Genomic DNA, 18,619 nt, shown 5'->3' with positions numbered 1-18,619 from the left:
GCGGAGCTGCGCGGGTGCGCGGTGGCGGGCGTGCACGCGTGTCGGGCGGCCCGGTCGCCGAGTACGCGGGGGTGCTCGGGCGGGTGCGCGAGGGGGCGGTGACAGGGAAACGCGGACACGCCGGAATCAGGGCAGGCGGCGGGAAGCCGGGCTCAGCCGGCTGGTGAGGAAAAGAGGCGCGGCGGAGAGTCAGGCCGCGGGGCGACAGGAGGCGCTGGAGACGCGCGCGAGGTCGACGTGGCGTCGCCGCGTGAGGTCCAGTCGCATGGTCATGCCATGGATCGTGGCAGCAGCGGACGAGGACCGTCAAGGAAATCCCGGTCGTTCTCGCATCGCGGACCGAGCGGGCCGCTACCCCTTGCGACCTCTACACATAAAGGTGAAATAAGATCAAAATGGACGGAGCGGCGTCGACCGCCCTCCGCCTCGGACGCGGTCGGCCGGCCAGTCGAAGGAGACGAGTCATGGCCAACCTCTCGCACGGCAGGGGTGACATCACCACTCACCCGGACGTCTCCGAGATGCAGGCACGCTACGCCCGCATGCTCGGCGGTCGTGATGTGGCACTCGTGGACGGACCGGTGTTCCTGCTCGGGCTGTACTGCGCCGTGTCCCCGTGGATCGTCCACTACACGGCCAGCCAGCCCCCGCTCGTGACACACAACCTCATCATCGGGATCGCGATCGGCCTGCTGGCCCTCGGCTTCACCCGCGCCCCCGAGCGCATGTACGGCCTGAGCTGGGCGATGTGCGCCCTGGGCATCTGGATGATCATCGCCCCGTGGGTCGTCGGCAGCAGCCCGGACACGGGCGTGGTGGTGAACAACATCGTCATCGGCGCCCTGGCGCTGGTGCTCGGCATGCTGTGCGCCGGTACGGCGGCGAGGAGCGCGCCCCGGCCGTGACGTCCGGGCGGCGACAACCGGACCATCAAGTGAGGCACCGCAGAAGAAGAAGGTGAAGGAAACACGGGCCGGTCCGCACGACGCGGACCGGCCCTTCGCGTGCGCCGCCGGGCACACCCCGGAACGGCCCCTGTCGAAGGACAGTTCTTGATGCGTACCGGCCTGACCGCCGCCCTGGGCGCGTCGGCCACCGGCGCTTTCGCCGCCGAACCGGCACCCGCCGCCGGGACCTGCGCCGGGGCCATCGCCTCGGTCGCACCCGCGCACGGTCCACACGGGGTCAAGCGCGTGGAGGTCGTGGGTCGGCGAGGCGCCGGCGGAGGTCCCGCAGCCTGACGGCGGCGACCAGCGGGAGCAGGGCGCCACGCCCGACGCCCGGCCCGCTGCGCGGGAGGGCATGTCCACCGGGAGGGCGGTCCGACGGGACCGCCCTTTCTGGTGTCAGCTCACGTTGAGCGCGGTGTCGTCGAGGACGAACGAGGTCTGGAGCGTGGAGCCCTCGGTGCCGGTGAACCTGATCGTGACGGTCTGCCCGGCGTAGCCCGCGAGGCTGAAGCTGCGCTGGGTGTAGCCGCTCGCCGCGTTCAGGTTCGAGTAGGTCGCGAGGGTCGACAGCACGGTGCCGCTGCTGTTGACGACCTGCGCCTTGAGCGTGTCGTAGGCCGTCGTCGTGGTCGTCTCGGCGGTGTCGACGTGGAGGTAGAAGCTCAGGGTGGCGTTCGCGCACCCGGCGGGGATGGTCACGGACTGCGCGAGGGTGTCGGTGTGGGCGGCGCCGTAGCCGTTCAGCCATGCCTTGTAGGAGCCCGTGCGGGCGGCCTCGCCGGTGTCGTTGGTGACGACCCCGCTGGAGGCGGTCCAGGCGGTGGCGCCGGACTCGAAGCCGGGGTTGGCGACCAGCTGGGCCGCCGTGCAGGTGCCGGTCCCGCCCCCGCCGGTGCCGCCCCCGCCGGTGGTACCCGCGCCGGCGAGCCAGGCGGTGGCGTTCAGGGCGAGCGGGGCGTCGGTCGCGCTGGTGTCGTTCCAGCCGTCGTAGAGCGTGTTGCCGGACTGGCCGGTGCCGTCGTCGATGGGCGAGCTGTCGCCCCAGAAGGCGACGCGGCCGCTGCCGAAGGTGCTGGTGGCGAAGAACGCCCCGGTGTTGCCGGAGTAACCGGTGCGGTAGAGCAGGCCCTTGACGCTCGGGTTGTCGGCGGGCTTCAGGGTTGCGGTGGTGCCGCTGGCGATGAGGCTCTTGGTGACGGTGCCGAAGGAACCGTGCAGCACCGGGTCGGTGGCGTCGCTGATCGCGGCCGGGTGGTCGGAGCTGATGCTCAGCGCGTCGATGGAGAAGCCGAACGGGTCGGTGGAGTCGACGCTGTTGTTCGTCATCAGGTCGTTGAGGATCTCGACGGCGTCCTGGCCGTCGTTGTTGCGGTCGGCCCCGGTGTGGTCCGAGATCATGAACAGACCGCCGCCGTTCTTGACGAAGTTCATGATCGCCGTCTTCTCGGCGCTGGTGAACAGCGTGTTGGGCTCGGGCAGGACCAGGGTGTCGAACTGGGACAGGTCCGTCGCCGAGGTGCCGCCGTAGCTCAGGCTCGAGCCGGACGGCAGCGTCTTCAGGCTGTAGTCGCCGGTCTTCTGCAGCGCCACGCCCCAGGAGGACAGGGCGCCCGTCCAGTCCGTCTCGGCGGACGGGGTGGCGTCCTGACCCAGCGGGTCGGGCTGGCTGGTGGAGATGATCCAGTCGGCGTTGCCGGCCGTCTCGGCGTGGGCGTTGTCGAACAGGACGCGGTGAGGGGTGGCCGCGTGGGCCGGGGTGGCCGTGGCACCGGTCTGCAGCGCTGCTCCGGTGAGGCACAGGCCGAGGGCGGCGAGGACGGTGGTGACCGTGCGGCGGGGTCTGGTCGATCCGGACATCCGGCGAACCTCCGGGTGAGGGGGGAGAGAAGGCGTGGGGGCGCCGATCTCCGCGCGTAGAGAAGAGCCGAGCGGGAGTGTTCTACACGCGTGGAGACAGTTGAAAGGTACATGGCATGACGGGGCGGTGAACAGAGCGCGCGGTCCGGCGGATCAGGTCGCCGAGCCTTCGTACGTCATGGTCGTCCGCGCCGTGTCGTCAGTGCAGTTGGGCACCGCGGGAGCCAGGTGTCGCCCCCCGGGGCATCGGAGGGGAGGACCCGGAGCCGGAGCGGGCGAAGGAGCTCCGGGCGCTGTCCGTCCGGTTCCAGAGGGGGGAAGCCGCGCCGACCGCGTCCGCCGCAAAGGACGCGGTCGACGGCGGCGCGGCGGTCTCTCGGGCGGCATGACCGAGGCCCCGGCCGCTGCCACAGAAAGCGTGCAGTCCGTGGCCGCTACGGGCGGATCAGCGTGCCGCCCCTGGTTCTGCCAACGGCTCTCCATGGCCCCTGTGGCGGATCAGCACACGTCCTTGGCTGCCGCGGCCGGATCGGCATCCCGCCCGTGGTCACCGGGCAAGGAACAGCACCCCGCCACCGGCCGCTTCCACCGGCACCGCACGCCGTCCGTGACCTCTGCGGCGGACCAGCGCTCCATCCGTCACCGCCGCGATCGGATCAGGCCCCATCCCTGGTCGCCGCTTGCGAACAGCCTCCCCTCGCCGCCACGACCGGAGCAGCCCCCCTCGCCGCCACGACCGGAGCAGCGCCCCGGCCGTGACCGCAGTTACCGGATCAGCGTTCGGCCTGCGGGCGGAAGCGCCGGTAGAGGGCTGCGCCGCCGAGCACGAGGGCCGCGCTGCCGGCGGCGGCCGGCAGGCCCAGGTCCGCGCCGGTGTGGGCGAGGGAGCTGACGGCCTGCTGGTGCGGCGCGGGGTGCCGCTTCGGGGGCGCGGCCGGGCGGGGCGTGGGCCGGGCGGGGCCGGGAGCCGGGTGGCCGCCGGAGTGGTTCACGGACGCGTTGCCGGTGGCCGGGTTGCCGATACCGACGACGTTCACGCTGTTGCCGGTGACGTTCACCGGCAGGTCGACCGGGAGCTGGACGCCGTTGCCGAGAGGACCCCCGGCGAGCCGGACGTGATGCCGTCGGCTCGCGCCCCGCCGGAGGTCCCAAAGCGGGAGGCTCCCGAGGCGGAACCGCCCGAGCGGGTGTGGCCCGAGCCACCGGCGCCAGGTGCGGAGGCGGCGCCGTCGGACGTGTTCGCGCAGCGGTTGCCCGCCGCCGGGTTCAGCACACCGGCCACGCTCACGGTGTTCCCGCACACGTTCACGGGGACGTGCACCGGGAGCTGGAGGGTGTTGCCGGAGATCAGCCCGGGTGAGCCGGCGGCCGTGCCGTCCGCCGCGGAGTCGGCGTACGCGGCCCCCGTCAGGGCCATCGCCCCCGAGGCGGCGGCGACGGCGATCAGACCGTTTCGGGTAACCCGTTTCATAGGTTCCCTGCCTTCCAGACATGGACGCGGGCGCTCGCCCGCACCGACTGGAACGCGGCCCGGCGGCCCGGGTTATGGGCGTATCGGACGTTGATTGTTTCTTCACCCCATCGAGCGGCATGTTTGTCGAACAAGCGGTAAAGACGCACGGGCCCTGACATCCCGGGCGCACCCCGGACACCCCGGCGCGGGCCGTCGCACGGATCCGTGCGCGCGCGGGGAGGGCACAGGCGGACGGCCGAGACGCGGACGGGCGGGGTGCGCGCGGCCCGCTTATGGTGAGCGAGGGCGCCGGTTCCGGTCCGCGACGGGGCGCCCTGGGAGGCAAGGATGCTGTCCGAGCGGTCGACGCGGTCCGCGGCGATACGCCGCTGCGCGCTCTCCGGAGCCCTCGGGTTCGCCCTGCTGGGTGCCGGGGTGCCCGCGGCGTACGCCGGTTCCGGGCCCGACCTGAGCCGGTTCTACGAGCAGAAGATCACCTGGGGCCGGTGCCAGGGCGACGGGATGCCCAGGGATCTGCAGTGCGGGAAGATCACCGTCCCGCTCGACTACGCGCGCCCCCAGGCGGGCAAGCTCGACCTGGCCCTGGCCCGCTACCGTGCGACGGGCCACCGGCGCGGCTCGGTGGTGCTCAACTTCGGCGGGCCGGGCGGTGCGGGTGTGCCCCAGCTGGCCGAAGGCGGCAAGGACTTCATGGGGCTGACCAACGGCTACGACGTGGTGACGTTCGATCCCCGCGGCGTCGGCCGCTCCTCTCCCGTCAGCTGCGGCGAGGGAGAGGACGACGCGTTCGCCGCCGCCGGGAGCCAGGACGAACTGGCCGACCCGCGGGCCGCGCTGGAGCAGGTGCGCCAGGCGGCCATGGCCTGCGCCCGGCACTCGGGCCCGGTGCTGCGGCACATCGGCACGGTCGACGCGGCCCGCGATCTGGACGTGATGCGCGCGGCGCTCGGCGACGGCAAGCTCAACTACCTCGGCTTCTCCTACGGCACCCGGCTCGGCGCGGTCTACGCGGCCGAGTTCCCGGACAAGGTGGGCCGGGTGGTGCTGGACGGCGTGGACACGCTCACCGAGCCGCTCACCGAGCAGGGCATCGCGGGGGCGCAGGGGCAGCAGGTGGCGCTCGACGACTTCGTCGACTGGTGTGTGCAGGACATCGCGTGCCCGCTCGGCCAGGACGCGCGCTCGGCCCGCGAGCAGGTCGTGAAGCTGGTCCACTCGATGGACGCGGACCCGGTGCCGGGCGGTTTCGGCAAGCCGTTCTCCGGCCAGGACCTGGTGGGCGCGATCGGGCAGGGGCTGTACAGCAAGCAGCTGTGGCCCTCGCTGGAGCGGGCGCTGGCCGAGCTGGTCCAGGACGGCGACACCAGCGGCGTGATGGGCTTCGCGTCCGGCGGCTTCGCACCGCCGGTGCCCGTGGTGCGCCGCGACCCGGGCGATCGCGGGGGCGGCGGGCTGACGGACGCCGAGGACGTCCCGCTGGACAACCCTCCGGCGGCGCTGATGGCGATCAACTGTGCCGACGACCCCGACCGGCCCTCCGCCGACCGGATCACCGCGGACCTGGGCCGGCTGCGCGCCGCCTACGAGCAGGCCTCACCCGTCTTCGGCCGGTTCCGGCTGACGCAGGTGCTGATGTGCTATGGCCGGCCCCCGGGCACCGACTTCGTCCGCGAGAAGGTCAAGGACCTGCACACGGCGAAGATCCTGCTCGTGGGCACGCGGGGCGACCCGGCGACGCCGTACCGCTGGACGCAGGAGACCGCCGAGCGCCTCGGTTCCTCCGCGGTGGTCCTAGACAACCGGGGCGACGGTCACACGGGCTACGGGTCGTCCAAGTGCGTGCACCGCAAGGTCGACGACTTCCTGCTGTACGGATCGCTGCCGGTGAGCGGCAGTTCGTGCGGGCCGGACGAGGAGGACTGACGCTGCGGACCCTACGCGCGGATCACCTCGCGTTCAGGCGGCCTGGCCGGTGAGGAACCGGTCGATCGCCCGGGTCAGCTCCCGCGGCTTCTCCAGGGGCAGTTCGTGTCCGGCGTCGATCAGCCGGACCACGGCGTCGGGGTAGGCGGTGGCCATGCGCAGCATCTGTGCGAGGGGCAGCTGGACGTCATGGGTGCCGTGGACGAGCAGGGTGGGGGTGTGGATCTCGCCGACGCGGTCGAGGACGTCGAAGGCCCGCATGGCGCCGTAGAGGGTCATGACGACCTCGCGCGGGACGGCGGCGGAGGCCGCGATGTACCGGCGGATCTCCTCGCGCGGATGTCCGGGGGCGAAGGCGCGCCGGATGTTGGCGGCGATGAAGAGGCGGTACGGCACGCGCGTGGACGCCGCCATCAGCAGGCCCCGGGCGCGGCTGTACGTCATGCGGCCGATGGTGCCCACCAGTACGAGCCGCTCGACGCGCGCGGGGTGGGACAGGGCGATGGTCTGCGCGATCATCCCGCCCATGGAGTGACCGGCCAGGACGCACCGCTCGACCTGGAGGTGGTCGAGCAGCGCGAGGACGTCGTCGGCCAGCGCCGCGATGGTGGGCACGCCCGCGCCGCTGCTCTCGCCGTGCCCGCGCAGGTCGAGCCGGATCACCCGGCGCCGCCGCGCGAAGTGGTCGAGCTGGTGGTCCCAGCGGTGCCGGTCGGCGGTCCAGCCGTGCACGAACACCAGGGGTGCCGCGCCCTCGCGGGGGCCCTCGTCGTCGTACGTCAGGGTCGCGCCGTCGACCTCGAGCTGCGGCATGGGTGTCTCCTGAGAGCAGTGCGTTACTGGCGGGTAGCGTAACCGTCCGCAGGGCGCGCGTCACCGTCGCGGAGCCCGGAAGATCCCCACCGCCTCCGCCACGATTACCCCAAATGCCCGATACGCGAATCGGCCCTATGGTGCTGTCATGGAGCATGCACTGAGCCCTGCAACTCTCGCCGAACTGCGCCGGCCGCGGCCCTATCCGGCGGTGTCCGTGCTGACGCCGACGCACCGCCGCGAACCCGACAACTCCCAGGACCGGGTCCGGCTGCGCAATGTCGTGGCCGAGGCCAAGCGCCGGCTGGAGGCCGATCCGGCCGTCAGCCGGGAGCGGCGCGCCGAGGTCGCGCACGAGCTCGACCGGGCCCTTTCGGAGGTGGACCTCGCCCACGCCGAGGACGGGCTGGTGATCTTCGCCGCCCCCGGTGAGCACCAGGTGTGGTCGCTGGCCCGCTCCGTGCCGGAGCGGGTGGTGCTGTCGGACACCTTCCTGACCCGCAACCTGGTCTCCGCCCAGGCGGCCGACCGGCCGTTCTGGGTGCTGTCGGTCTCCGCCGACCGCGTCGCGCTGTGGAGCGGCGGCCACGACCGGGTGGCCGAGGAACACACCGGCGGCTTCCCCCGGATCCGCAGCCGGGACAACTTCGACGCCGAACGCATGATGCAGGTCGGCGACCTGCCGAGCACGTTCCGTGACGAGGGCACCCGCCAGTTCCTGCGCGAGGCCGACACGGCGATGGCCGAGGTGCTGCGCCAGGACTCCCGGCCCGTCTACGTCACCGGCGACCAGGCCGCCCTGTCCGTGTTCGACGACGTCGGCACGGTCGCCAAGTGCGCGGTGCACATACGCCACGGCGGACTCACCCACGCCTCGCCCGAGGCGGTGTGGCAGGCCGTACGGCCCGTCGTGGCCGAACAGCAGCGCAGGACGGCCGACACCGTCGCCGAGGAACTCGAAGCGGCCCGCGGACGACGCGCGTTCGCGGCCGGCCTCGACGAGATCTGGCGCAGCGCCCGCGAGGCCCGGGTGCGGCTGCTCGCCGTCGAGGAGAACTACCAGGTGACGGTCCGCGACGTCGGCGACCATCTGGAACCCGCCGCGGACGGTGAGCTCGACGCCCGGGAGGACATCGTCGACGAGATCGTCGAGCAGTGCCTGGAGACCGGCGCGGACGTCCGGTTCGTCCCCGACGGCTCACTGCGCGACGCGGAGGGCATCGCGGGCGTGCTGCGGTTCTGACCCGCCCGCACCGCTCCCCGACCGTTCCCGGGGCGGTCTTGACGGCCGTGGCACCCTGGGTCGCGTGCGCCGCCGGGCATGCGCACGCGACCGGGGAAGGAGCCGTGGCTGACGTGACCGAGCCGCTGGGCGTGGCCGTGCTGGGCGCCGGACACATGGGTGCCGACCACATACGCCGCCTGGACCGGGTGGTGAGCGGGGCGCGGGTCGCCGCCGTGGCCGACCCGGACACCGGGCGAGCGAAGGAGGCGGCCGCCGGGATCGACGGGGTGAGCGTGCACGCGGACGCCGAGGCCGCGCTGGACGCGCCGGGCGTGGCGGCGGTGCTGATCGCCTCCCCCGGCCCGGCGCACGAGGAGGCGCTGCTCGCGGCGTTCGCGCGCGGACTGCCGGTGCTGTGCGAGAAGCCGATGGTGCCGGACTCCGAAGGTGCCCTGCGGGTCGTCGAGGCGGAGGCTCGGCTCGGCCGGCGCCTGGCACAGATCGGCTTCATGCGCCGCTACGACGCCGAGTACCGACGGCTCAAGGCGCTGCTGGACGGCGGTGCGCTGGGCCGGCCGCTGATGCTGCACTGCGTGCACCGCAACGTCTCCTCCCCGCCCGGCTTCACCAGCGCGATGCTGGTCAACAGCTCCGTCTCGCACGAGATCGACGCCGCGCGCTGGCTGCTCGGGCAGGAACTGACCGCGGTGACCGTGCTGCGTCCGCGTTCCTCCTCCGGCGCCCCCGAGGGTCTGGCCGACCCGCAGTTCGTGCTGTTCGAGACCGAGCGGGGCACCCTGGTCGACGTGGAGGTGTTCGTCAACTGCGGCTTCGGCTACCAGGTGCGCTGCGAGGCCGTCTGCGAGGCGGGCAGCGCGCGGATCGGCGAGGAGCACGGCATGGCGGTCACCGCGCGCGGCGGCGCGGGCGTGGAGGTGTCCCAGGACTATCTGGTGCGGTTCGCGGATGCCTACGACCGTGAGGTGCAGTCCTGGGTCGACGCCACCCGCGAGGGCCGGGTCACCGGTCCCGGCGCGTGGGACGGCTACGCGGCGTCCCTGGTCGCCGAGGCCGGGGTGCGCTCGCTGGAGAACGGCGGACGGGTGGCCGTGGAGCCGGCCCCGCGCCCGCCGCTGTACGCCGGGGTCAGCCGCTGACGCTGGGCGCTCCGGTCTCCAGGTGCCCGGTGAACCGGCGCGACCAGGACGGATCCAGGTCGACGGTCACCGTCAGGTCGTACCAGCCGTCGCTGTAGGCGACGGCGTTGAAGAAGTCCTCCGTCGACGAACCGGCGGCGACGGTGTAGGTCCACGGGCCGTCGCCGCGGTAGTGGTTCGCGGCGACGGTGAACTTCACCGCCACCGTCCCCGTGTTGGTCATCTTCAGGTAGACGGCGAGCTTGCCGGTGCCCGGCTCCACCGCGTAACGGCTGTGGACCTCGGCCGCCTTGCCGGCCTTGGTGGCGTCTCCGGTGACGCGGCGCAGGAAGCGGTTCGGGCCGACCATGGTGAAGTCGTACTTCCCGTCGCCGTACCCGGTACCGATGTTGAAGGAGTCGGCGGTCGTGCCGCCCGGGTCGACCGTGTACTGCCAGGGCGTGGTGTCCCGGTAGGCGGCCGGGTGCAGGGAGAAGTGGGCGGCCCGGGTGGCGGGCGTGCCCTGGTTGGCCAGGGTGAACCAGGCGAGGATCTTGCCGGCGCTGCCGAACTCCAGCCGGTCCAGGTAACCGTTGGGCTGATAGGGCAGGGCACGGGCCGGGCGGGTGCCGGTCTCCTGAGCGGGCAGGGCGTTGCCGGTCGGGACCGGGTTGGGCAGCGGGCCGCAGGTGGAGTAGCCGATCACCTTGGTCGCGGGCAGTGTGACGGGGCCGTACACCGGACGGGCGAAGTCGAAGACGCCGGTCAGGTCGCCGCTCACCCTGCGCCGCCAGTCGCTGATGTTGGGGCATTTGGCGGGCTTGCCCAGCGCGGTCGTCCAGGTCTCCAGGAAGCGCAGCACCGAGGTGTGCTCGAACACCTCCGAGGAGACCCAGCCGCCGCGCGTCCAGGGCGAGATGACGATCATCGGGACGCGGAAGCCGAAGCCGAACGGCACCCCGTTGAGGAACTCCCCGGCGGTGCCGGCGGGCGGTGCCGGGGGCGGTACGTGGTCGAAGTAGCCGTCGTTCTCGTCGTAGTTGAGGAACAGCACCGTCGAGTCGAAGACGTCCGGGTCGGCGGCGAGTGCCTGGTAGACCAGGTTGACGAAGTGCGCGCCGTCGCCGGGCGGGGCGTAGGGGTGCTCGGAGAAGGCCTGGTTGGGGACCACCCAGGACACCTGCGGCAGGGTGCCCGCGAGGACGTCGGCCTTGATCGCGGCGGCGATGTCGTCGGGGGTGGAGCCGGTGACCTTCGGGACGGAGGACATGCCCAGGTCGTGCAGCGGGGTGCCGGGCGCCGCCGCGGTGAAGTTCTTGAAGTAGGCGCAGCCGTTGTCGCCGTAGTTGTCCGCCGCGTTCTGGTAGACCTTCCAGCTCACCCCGGCGGCCTGGAGGGATTCGGCGTAGGTCTGCCAGGTCAGGCCGGACTCCTCGCCGCCGTCGTAGCTGGTGGAGTCGACCTTGCCGCTCCACAGGTAGGTGCGATTGGGTCCGGTGGCGCTGAGGGCGGAACAGAAGTAGGCGTCGCAGACGGTGTAGTTGTCCGCGAGCGCGTAGTGGAAGGGGATGTCGGCCCGGTCCAGGTAGCCGAGCGAGCGGACGTTTCCGACGCCGGCGACCCAGTTGTCCAGGCGGCCCTTGTTCCACGCCGCGTGCTGCGAGGTCCACGAGTGCGGCAGGTCGCCCGAGCACTGGGCGAGGGTCTCGCCGTCGGTGCCGCCCGCGGCGGGCGTGGCGCTGAGCTTCCAGGGGTACTGGCGGCCGGTGCCGTTCGGCTGGTCGAAGACCGCATGGCCACCGGCGAGTGTGATCGTCGCCCGGTCGTCGAAACCGCGGACGCCCTTGAGGCGGCCGAAGTAGTGGTCGAAGCTGCGGTTCTCCTGCATCAGGATCACCACGTGGCGTACGTCGGAGATCGTGCCCGTCGCCGCGGACCCCGCCGCGGCCGCGGGCCGCGCCGCCGCGCCCGTCGCCAGGCCCGCCGCCACGGTGGCGCCCAGACCCACGAAACCTCTTCGGCTGATCGGTGTCATTGGCCCCGTCCTCGTCACGGAGTGCCCCCGCGGCACACCGCGCGCAAGGGTGCACCCGGTGATCGGCGAGGTCCATACCCGTGCGGTGAGAGGGAAGTGAACAGGAGACGACGGCCGGGGCGAACACACGCCCGTCGAACACCCGCCTGATTGTCCGCCCCGAACGTCCGACGGTCCGTCAAGTCGCGTACAGCGACTACGATTTACTCCTGGCGGTGACTACTTCGATCGTAGTGCGCCGTCGGTCCGGGAAGACTGTGGCATATGCCAGAAGCACCACCGTATCGTGTGGTGCCAAATCCCTTACACGGCATCGCGGGCTGTGCAACAGTCGTAACCGGTCCCACCCGTCCGCCTGGCCGTACCGTCCCGCATCGGAGTGCGTCATGCCGTCCCATGTCTCTGCGGACCGCTCTTCCGCCCAGCCGCCCTCCCGCGGCTCGGTGGACGCGCTGATATCGCAGACGCGACGGCTCAAGGGCGACGTGGACGCGGTCCGGCGCGGCACCCAGGGCGACGGCAGCGACCCCGCCGAGCGCTGGCAGCGCGCCCTGTACGACCTGGCTCTGCACCAGCTCGACGACCTCGACGAGCACTTGGCGCAACTGCGGGACGGTCCGCTGCCCGCCGGGCCCGCGCCCGAGGAGCCGGCCGCCGAGGCCGAGCAGGCACCGAGCGGTTCGCTGCTCAGCCGGGTCGGCAGCGCGGAGTGGAACCTGCTGACCGACGAGGCCACCTGGTCCGGCGAGCTGTACCGGATCCTCGGCCGCGACCCGTCGGGCCCGGCGCTCACCCTGGACGAACTGCCCTCCCTGGTGCTGGAGGAGGACCGGCCGCAGCTGACGGCGATGGTCACGGACTGCCTGATCGACGCCAAACCGATCGACGGCGAGTTCCGCATCGTGCGCCCGGACCGCGAGGTCCGCACCGTGCACATGATGGGCGAGCCGGTGCTCGACACCGACGGCAGCACCACCTCCATGTGGGCGGTGCTGCGCGACGTCAGTGAACTGCGGCGCAGTGAGCGGGCGGTGAGCGAGACCCGTGACTCGCTCCGGCGCCGCCGGCAGCGGGCGCAGACCGAGCACCGGGTCGCGGTCGAGCTGCAGGAGGCCGTGCTCCCCCCGTGGCACGGCTCCCTGCGGCTCCCGCGCCGCGGCACCGGCTCCCTCGACATCGCCGCCCACTACCTGCCCGCCTCGGCGAGCGAGCTGATCGGCGGCGACTGGTACGACGCCCTGGAACTGCCCGCGGGCGAGAGCCTGCTGGGCGTCGGCGACCTCACCGGCCGCGGTCCCGTCGTGACGTCCACCATGGCCATGCTGCTCGGCGCCGTGCGCGGCATGGCGATGGCGGGCACCGCGCCCGGGCGGCTCATGGCGCTGCTCAACCAGTTACTGGACACCGCCGGGCGACCGGCCCTGGGCAGCGCCGTCTGCTGCCGCTACCGGCCGGCCGACCGCACCCTGACGTGGGCGCAGGCCGGGCACCCCGCCCCTGTGCTGTACCGCGCCGGGACGGGGCGCAGGCTGGTGCCCCCGGACGGCGTCCTGCTCGGCGCCACCCCGACGGCAGGTTACGGCCAGGCCGAGGAGACGCTCGAGGTCGGCGACGTGCTCCTGCTGCACACCGCCGGCCTGCTGCCCTCACACGCCGGGACGGACGACGACTCCGACGCCCTGCTCGGCCTGGCCGCGCGGTTCGCGGAAGGCGCCGACGCGCAGGACTGCGTGCGCGCGGTCGTGGCCGAGTTCGACGCCGCGGAGCGCCAGGACGGTGCGTGCGTCCTGGTGGCCCGGGTGGAGTCGTAGCCCCGTTTTCTCACGCCGGGGGCGCCGGTTTCCTGCACCCGGGGTCGCCAGCGCCACACGCCCCGAGCGTCCGCTCGGTGTCACCGCGGTCGCCCGCTTCTTACGCCCGTGCGCTGCCCCCCGCCCTGTCGCTCTTGCTCTTGGGCAGGGCTTGCATGATCTCCTCGCGCAGCTGCTGGATCCCCGGGTAGCCGGCGTACTCGGCGGTGAGCCGGTACATCTGGCGCAGCCGGTCCCAGGTACGGCGGGAGGAGTTCGAGCCCATCGACATCAGGGCCAGCCGGGCGTAGCGGTCGGCCTGTTCGGGGTCGTCGGCGATGAAGCAGGCCGACGCCATGGACAGGTGGTCGAAGATCTTCGAGCGCTCCCGCCCGTCGATCCGCAGATCCAGCGCCTTCTGCGCGTAGTACTGGGCGTGCACGGCGGCATCGGGGTCGAACTCCGCCAGGGTGCGGTAGGCGAGCGCCTGCATGCCGTACAGGTCCTCGGCCTTGAAGGTCTGCATCCAGTCCGGCGTCTCCTCGTCGGCCTTGTCGGAGACGAAGAGGTCCTCGGCCTGGCCCAGGGTGCGGCGCATCGCCTGGCCTTTGCCCATGGACGCCTGCGCCCAGGCCTCGATGGTGTGGAACATCGCCTTGGTCCGGGGCAGCAGCCGGTCGCCGGAGCCTGACTGGGCGAGTTTCATCAGGTCCAGCGCGTCGTCGGGCCGGCCCAGGTGCACCATCTGCCGGGCCGCCCGGGACAGCGCCTCGCCCGCGCGCGGACGGTCCCCGCCCTCGCGTGCCGCGTGGGCGGCGATGACGAAGTACTTCTGCGCGGTGGGCTCCAGGCCCACGTCGTGCGACATCCAGCCGGCCAGGACGGCGAGGTTGGCGGCGACGCCCCACAGGCGTCGCTGGATGTGGGGCGAGTGGTGGTAGGAGAGGATGCCACCCACCTCGTTGAGCTGGCCCACCACGGCCTTGCGCTGGAGCCCGCCGCCGCGGGCCGCGTCCCAGGCGCGGAAGACCTCGACCGAGCGTTCGAGTTCCTCGACCTCCTGCGTCCCGATGGGGGCGGCCTCGTAGCGGTCGAACCCAGCGGGGTCGGCGTGCAGGGGGGGGTCGATGTGGGGGGCGTCGGCGGAAAGGGTCGGGTCGGTGTGCAGCCAGTCGTGCATGGCTCCGCTGAGTGCGGAACCCGCGGCGAGCGCGGCACCCGCGCCCACCAAGCCGCGTCGGTTGAGCATGAGGTCCATTCCCGTGAATTCGGTGAGGACCGCCGCGGTCCGCTCGGGCGCCCACGGCACACCGTCGGGATGCTCCACGCTCCCGTCGCCCTGCCGTTTCCCCGCGCGCCCGTGCCTGACCAGACCGAGGTCCTCGATGGTCACGACACGGCCGAGACGCTCGGTGAACAGGGCCGCCAGCACCCGCGGCACCGGATCGCGCGGGATCTCTCCCGTCTCGATCCACCGCCGCACCCGGGAGGTGTCGGTCGACAGCTGGGGGTGGCCCATGGCCGCCGCCTGCTTGTTGACCAGCCTCGCGAGTTCTCCCTTGGACCAGCCGGCCATGCCGAACAGGTCGGAAAGACGGGTGTTGGGTTGTCCGCTCACTCAAGCCCCCAGGTTCTCGGCTGAGTTGACACTAGCCCGGTGGGAGGTGCCGAGCGACTATTCGCCAGGGTTCGCCAGGGTCCGCCAGATGGTGTGCCAGTGGCCGTCGGGTGTCAGGTAGATATGCGCCACCCCGACCCGGTCGCCACCCGCTCGCAGCCATCGCGACGGGCGCACTCCCCAGGGTGCACCACGGCGGCCGGGCCGGACGGCGCTTTGACGTCGCAGGCACACGAAGGGATCTGTTTCGCCCATGTACGCAGCATCGTCCTCCGTGTCCGCCCCGCCCCGGCCGCTGATCCCCCGCCCCGCGGTGGGCGGCAGCGGCCCCTACCTCGCCCCCGCGCGTGGGGCGGCCCCCGTGCTCGGCGCCGGCCGCGGCCGGCGCGGCCCGGGGGCCGGCACGCAACCGCTCAGCGGGAGACTCGACTTGTCCGGCCCCCAGGGAGCGCAGCTGCGCTCGGCGATCGCGTCGGTGCACCGGATCTGCCCGGAGTTCTCCCCGGTGCAGGTACTGCGCCGCAGCGGACGTTCCGTGCTCCTGGTCGGCACGACCGGTCGCAGCACGGCCGTCGCCAAGTGCTTACTGGATCACTCACCCGAGTGGGCCGAGCGGTACCGGCAGGAGATAGCCGCATACCGCACGTTCGTCCGGCACCGCCCCCCGGTGCGGGTGCCGAGGCTGATCGCGGCGGATCCGGACAACTGCACGCTGATCGTGGAGCGCATGCCGGGACGGGTGGCGGCACTCCAGCGGCACCCGGTGGAGGCACCGCCGCGGGCGGACGTACGGGCGGCCCTGTCGGCGATCTGCCGGCTGAACGCCTGGCGGCCGCCGGCCGGGACCTTCGGCGCTCCGCTGGACTACGCGGCCCGCATCAACCGCTACCACGAACTGGGCCTGCTCACCGACCGCGACCTGGGTGACCTGCAGAAGCTGCTGCACGGCATCGCGCACGCGGCGGGCCGGGGCGGCATGGGCCAGTTCTGTCACGGCGACGCCCTGCTGTCGAACCTCCTGCTCTCACCGGCCGGTCCAGTGCTGGTGGACTGGGAGCACGCGGGCTGGTACCTGCCGGGCTACGACCTGGCGACGCTGTGGTCCGTGCTCGGAGACGCGCCCGTGGCCCGGCGGCAGATCAGCCAGCTCGCGCAGCAGACGGGACCGGCGGCCCGGGACGCGTTCCTGGTGAACCTGATGCTGGTCCTCACCCGGGAGATCCGCACCTACGAGACGGCCGTGCAGCGTTCGATGCACGACGCTCCCCCGGCCGCCGCGGGAGCGGCCCATCCGGGCGCCGCGCCCTCCGGCGAGGAACTGCGCCTGCTATTGCGCCGCCTGCACGACGACTGCCAACTGGTCCGCCGAGCGGTACGCGCGGCGGTCGGCACGCGCTGACGGACGGCCCGGGGGAGGGTGCCGCGCGCCGACGGCCCGTGCGGGCGAGGACGCGGCACTCACCGAAGGCGGTCCTCCAGCGGCCCGGCCGGCCGCCGTGGGCCGGCCGCCCGATACCCCGGCCGCCGAGCACCGGCACCCTCCCACGCCGGTCGGTGCTCCCGGGCCGGGGCCGTGGTCCGCGGTGCGCTCGCAGCGGCGGCGCACCGCGGACGGCCGCCGGGTGGCGGACCGCAACCACTGGTATGGGCCACTGACGCCGCGCAGGCGGGTGAACCGCCCGCCGCGAAACCCGCCCAACCCACCGCTTGACGTGGGAAATCGCCTCCACGACCGCATGATTGACGGATCGTCGGCCAACCGGTACCACTGACCGGGTTCGGCCCCGCACGCCCCGTCATGACCGCCCGTCTCTGGAGGCAGCTTTGCGCGGTTCCGTCACCGACCCCCACCTCTCCCCCGGCCCGAGACGCCTCGCCCGCCGGGGCGCCGTCGCCATGGCCTCCGGCGCACTGCTGCTGCCGCTGCTCGGCGCCGGACCGTCCCACGCCGACGACTCGGCGGGCGCGCTCCAGCGGGCCTTCGCCGCCGCGGCGGCCGAGTACCACGTGCCGCAGAGCGTGCTCCTCGGCGTCTCCTATCTGCAGTCCCGCTGGGACGCGCACGCGGGCGCGCCGAGCGTGACCGGCGGCTACGGCCCCATGCACCTCACCGACGCCCGCACCGCCCTGGCGACCTCGCCGCACCACAGCGACGGCACCGAGGACGCCCGCGGCGACGAGACCCGCCCGGCGCTGCGCCCCGAGCCGAGGCTCCCCGAGGAGAGCGCGCTGCCCGCGCGGCTGAAGACCCTCACGCGGGCCGCCGAGCTGACCGGCATCCCCGACGGGGAGCTGCGCTCCGACGCGGCCGCGAACATCGCGGGCGGTGCCGCGCTGCTGGCCGCCGCGCAGAAGGACCTGGGCGAGCCGCTCAGCGCCGACCCGGCCGAGTGGTACGGCGCGGTCGCCCGCTTCTCCGGCGCCGACGACACGGCGACGGCCGCGGCGTACGCGAACGACGTGTTCGACGTGATCCACACCGGGCAGGAACGTTTCACGGACTCGGGCCAGCTGGTGGCGCTCGCGGCACAGCCCGGCGTGGCCCCCGACACCCGGCAGCTGACGCGCACGGGCCTGCGCCGGACGTCGGCGGCGAACACCGAGTGCCCGGCGTCGGTGTCGTGCGAGTGGGTGCCGGCGCCGTACGAGGAGTTCGGCGACAACGACTACGGCAACCACGATCTGGGCGACCGGCCCGCCTCGCAGCGCATCCGCTACATCGTCGTCCATGACACCGAGGGCGGCTGGGAGGGCGTCCTCAACCTGATCAAGGACCCGACGTATGTGTCGTGGAACTACACGCTGCGCTCCACCGACGGACACATCGCCCAGCACGTGAAGGCCAAGGACGTGGCCTGGCACGCGGGCAACTGGTACATCAACGGCGCGTCGGTCGGCCTCGAGCACGAGGGCTTCCTCGCCAGCCCGGACGCCTGGTACACCGAGGCGATGTACCGGGCCTCCGCCCGTCTGGTGAAGTACCTGTCCGACCGGTACGGCATCCCGCTGGACCGGCAGCACATCCTGGGCCACGACACGGTGCCCGGTCCGACGACGGGCACGATCCCGGGCATGCACACCGACCCGGGCCCGTACTGGGACTGGCGGCACTACTTCGAGCTGCTGGGCCACCCGGTGAAGCGGACCGCGCGCAGCGGCGGCGGTCTGGTGACGATCCGGCCGGACTATGCCGCGAACCAGCCGGTGTACACGGGCTGCGCCAAGAGCGGCCAGCGGTGCCCGGCGCACGGCTCCAGCGAGGTGCGGCTGTACTCGCAGCCGGACGAGAGCTCCCCGCTGATCAAGGACATCGGGACGGGGACGACGCCGACGACCGACGTCAACGACCTGTCGTCACGGGTCTCCACCGGACAGCAGTTCGCGGTGGCCGGGCAGAGCGGCGACTGGACGGCGATCTGGTACCTGGGCCAGAAGGCCTGGTTCAAGAACCCCGAGGACAAGCCGGCGGCCGTGCCCGCGGCGGGCCTGGTGGTGACCCCGAAGGCCGGTGCGACGAGCATCCCGGTGTACGGCAGGGCGTACCCGGAGGCCTCCGCCTACCCGGCGGGCGTCCCCGCGCAGTCGGTGTCCCCGCTGCCGTACAAGGTGCCGGCGGGCCAGAGTTACGTGGTCGGGGACAAGGTTCCGGGTGAGTACTACTACGCGGTGACCTTCGACGAGGCCTCGCACCGGGTGGTGGTCGGCAAGGACCTGTACTACGAGATCCAGTACGGCCACCGCGTGGCGTTCGTGCGGGCGGCCGACGTGCAGGTGGCGCAGTCGGCCGAGTAGCGGCGG

At 72.8% G+C, this 18,619-nt stretch carries 12 protein-coding genes and 1 pseudogene; 7 read left to right on the top strand and 6 right to left on the bottom strand.

Translation table 11 applies throughout. The annotated features are described in order from the left end of the window. Positions 1-189 precede the first annotated feature (189 nt). Positions 190-267: a putative leader peptide gene (locus tag ACZ67Q_RS04270; RefSeq protein WP_352346049.1), complete on the bottom strand. Its 78-nt coding sequence runs from the start codon at positions 265-267 to the stop codon at positions 190-192. Between the two features lie 197 nt (positions 268-464). Between ACZ67Q_RS04270 and ACZ67Q_RS04265 the strand changes: the two genes are divergently transcribed. Then, the gene (locus ACZ67Q_RS04265; RefSeq protein ID WP_471176166.1) at positions 465-905 is read left to right on the top strand and encodes an SPW repeat protein; all 441 of its coding nucleotides are present in this window, start codon (positions 465-467) and stop codon (positions 903-905) included. A gap of 441 nt (positions 906-1,346) precedes the next feature. Here the strand turns inward: ACZ67Q_RS04265 and ACZ67Q_RS04260 are convergent, their stop codons facing one another. Further along, complete coding sequence (locus ACZ67Q_RS04260; protein WP_471176164.1) at positions 1,347-2,807, bottom strand: hydrolase; 1,461 nt, start codon at positions 2,805-2,807, stop codon at positions 1,347-1,349. Positions 2,808-3,580: 773 nt separating this feature from the next. Continuing rightward, positions 3,581-4,278: pseudogene (locus ACZ67Q_RS04255) on the bottom strand (chaplin). 330 nt (positions 4,279-4,608) lie between these two features. Here ACZ67Q_RS04255 and ACZ67Q_RS04250 point away from each other — a divergent pair. After that, on the top strand, positions 4,609-6,204 hold the full coding sequence (locus ACZ67Q_RS04250; protein ID WP_471176161.1) for an alpha/beta hydrolase: 1,596 nt from the start codon (positions 4,609-4,611) through the stop codon (positions 6,202-6,204). A 33-nt stretch (positions 6,205-6,237) separates the two neighbouring features. On the opposite strand, the gene ACZ67Q_RS04245 is transcribed toward ACZ67Q_RS04250, so the two are convergent. Next, positions 6,238-7,017 carry an alpha/beta fold hydrolase gene (locus ACZ67Q_RS04245; protein WP_471176158.1) on the bottom strand — a complete coding sequence of 260 codons (780 nt, stop codon included), beginning with the start codon at positions 7,015-7,017 and terminating at the stop codon, positions 6,238-6,240. A gap of 148 nt (positions 7,018-7,165) precedes the next feature. On the opposite strand from ACZ67Q_RS04245, the gene ACZ67Q_RS04240 reads away from it, so the two are divergent. Then, complete coding sequence (locus ACZ67Q_RS04240) at positions 7,166-8,260, top strand: baeRF3 domain-containing protein (RefSeq protein ID WP_471176156.1); 1,095 nt, start codon at positions 7,166-7,168, stop codon at positions 8,258-8,260. 113 nt (positions 8,261-8,373) lie between these two features. Continuing rightward, positions 8,374-9,399, top strand: a complete 1,026-nt coding sequence (locus tag ACZ67Q_RS04235; protein WP_471177663.1) for a Gfo/Idh/MocA family protein — start codon at positions 8,374-8,376, stop codon at positions 9,397-9,399. Here ACZ67Q_RS04235 and ACZ67Q_RS04230 read toward each other — a convergent pair. Further along, a complete protein-coding gene (locus ACZ67Q_RS04230) occupies positions 9,389-11,413 on the bottom strand; it encodes a phosphocholine-specific phospholipase C (RefSeq protein WP_471176154.1) in 2,025 nt (674 codons plus the stop codon). The two genes, ACZ67Q_RS04235 and ACZ67Q_RS04230, sit on opposite strands and share 11 nt — an antisense overlap. A gap of 386 nt (positions 11,414-11,799) precedes the next feature. On the opposite strand from ACZ67Q_RS04230, the gene ACZ67Q_RS04225 reads away from it, so the two are divergent. Then, on the top strand, positions 11,800-13,224 hold the full coding sequence (locus ACZ67Q_RS04225) for a PP2C family protein-serine/threonine phosphatase (RefSeq protein WP_471176151.1): 1,425 nt from the start codon (positions 11,800-11,802) through the stop codon (positions 13,222-13,224). Between the two features lie 100 nt (positions 13,225-13,324). Here the strand turns inward: ACZ67Q_RS04225 and ACZ67Q_RS04220 are convergent, their stop codons facing one another. Then, positions 13,325-14,821 (bottom strand): DNA-binding protein NsdB, encoded by a 1,497-nt coding sequence (locus tag ACZ67Q_RS04220; RefSeq protein ID WP_471176148.1) that lies wholly within the window; start codon positions 14,819-14,821, stop codon positions 13,325-13,327. A 253-nt stretch (positions 14,822-15,074) separates the two neighbouring features. On the opposite strand from ACZ67Q_RS04220, the gene ACZ67Q_RS04215 reads away from it, so the two are divergent. After that, the gene (locus tag ACZ67Q_RS04215; RefSeq protein ID WP_471176146.1) at positions 15,075-16,220 is read left to right on the top strand and encodes an aminoglycoside phosphotransferase family protein; all 1,146 of its coding nucleotides are present in this window, start codon (positions 15,075-15,077) and stop codon (positions 16,218-16,220) included. 425 nt (positions 16,221-16,645) lie between these two features. Next, positions 16,646-18,613, top strand: a complete 1,968-nt coding sequence (locus tag ACZ67Q_RS04210; protein ID WP_471176143.1) for an N-acetylmuramoyl-L-alanine amidase — start codon at positions 16,646-16,648, stop codon at positions 18,611-18,613. Positions 18,614-18,619: the final 6 nt, after the last annotated feature.

This window comes from Streptomyces sp. NPDC036813, from assembly GCF_055609245.1.
Note: the sequence above shows the minus strand (reverse complement) of the source record. Positions and strands in the feature narration are given on the sequence as shown.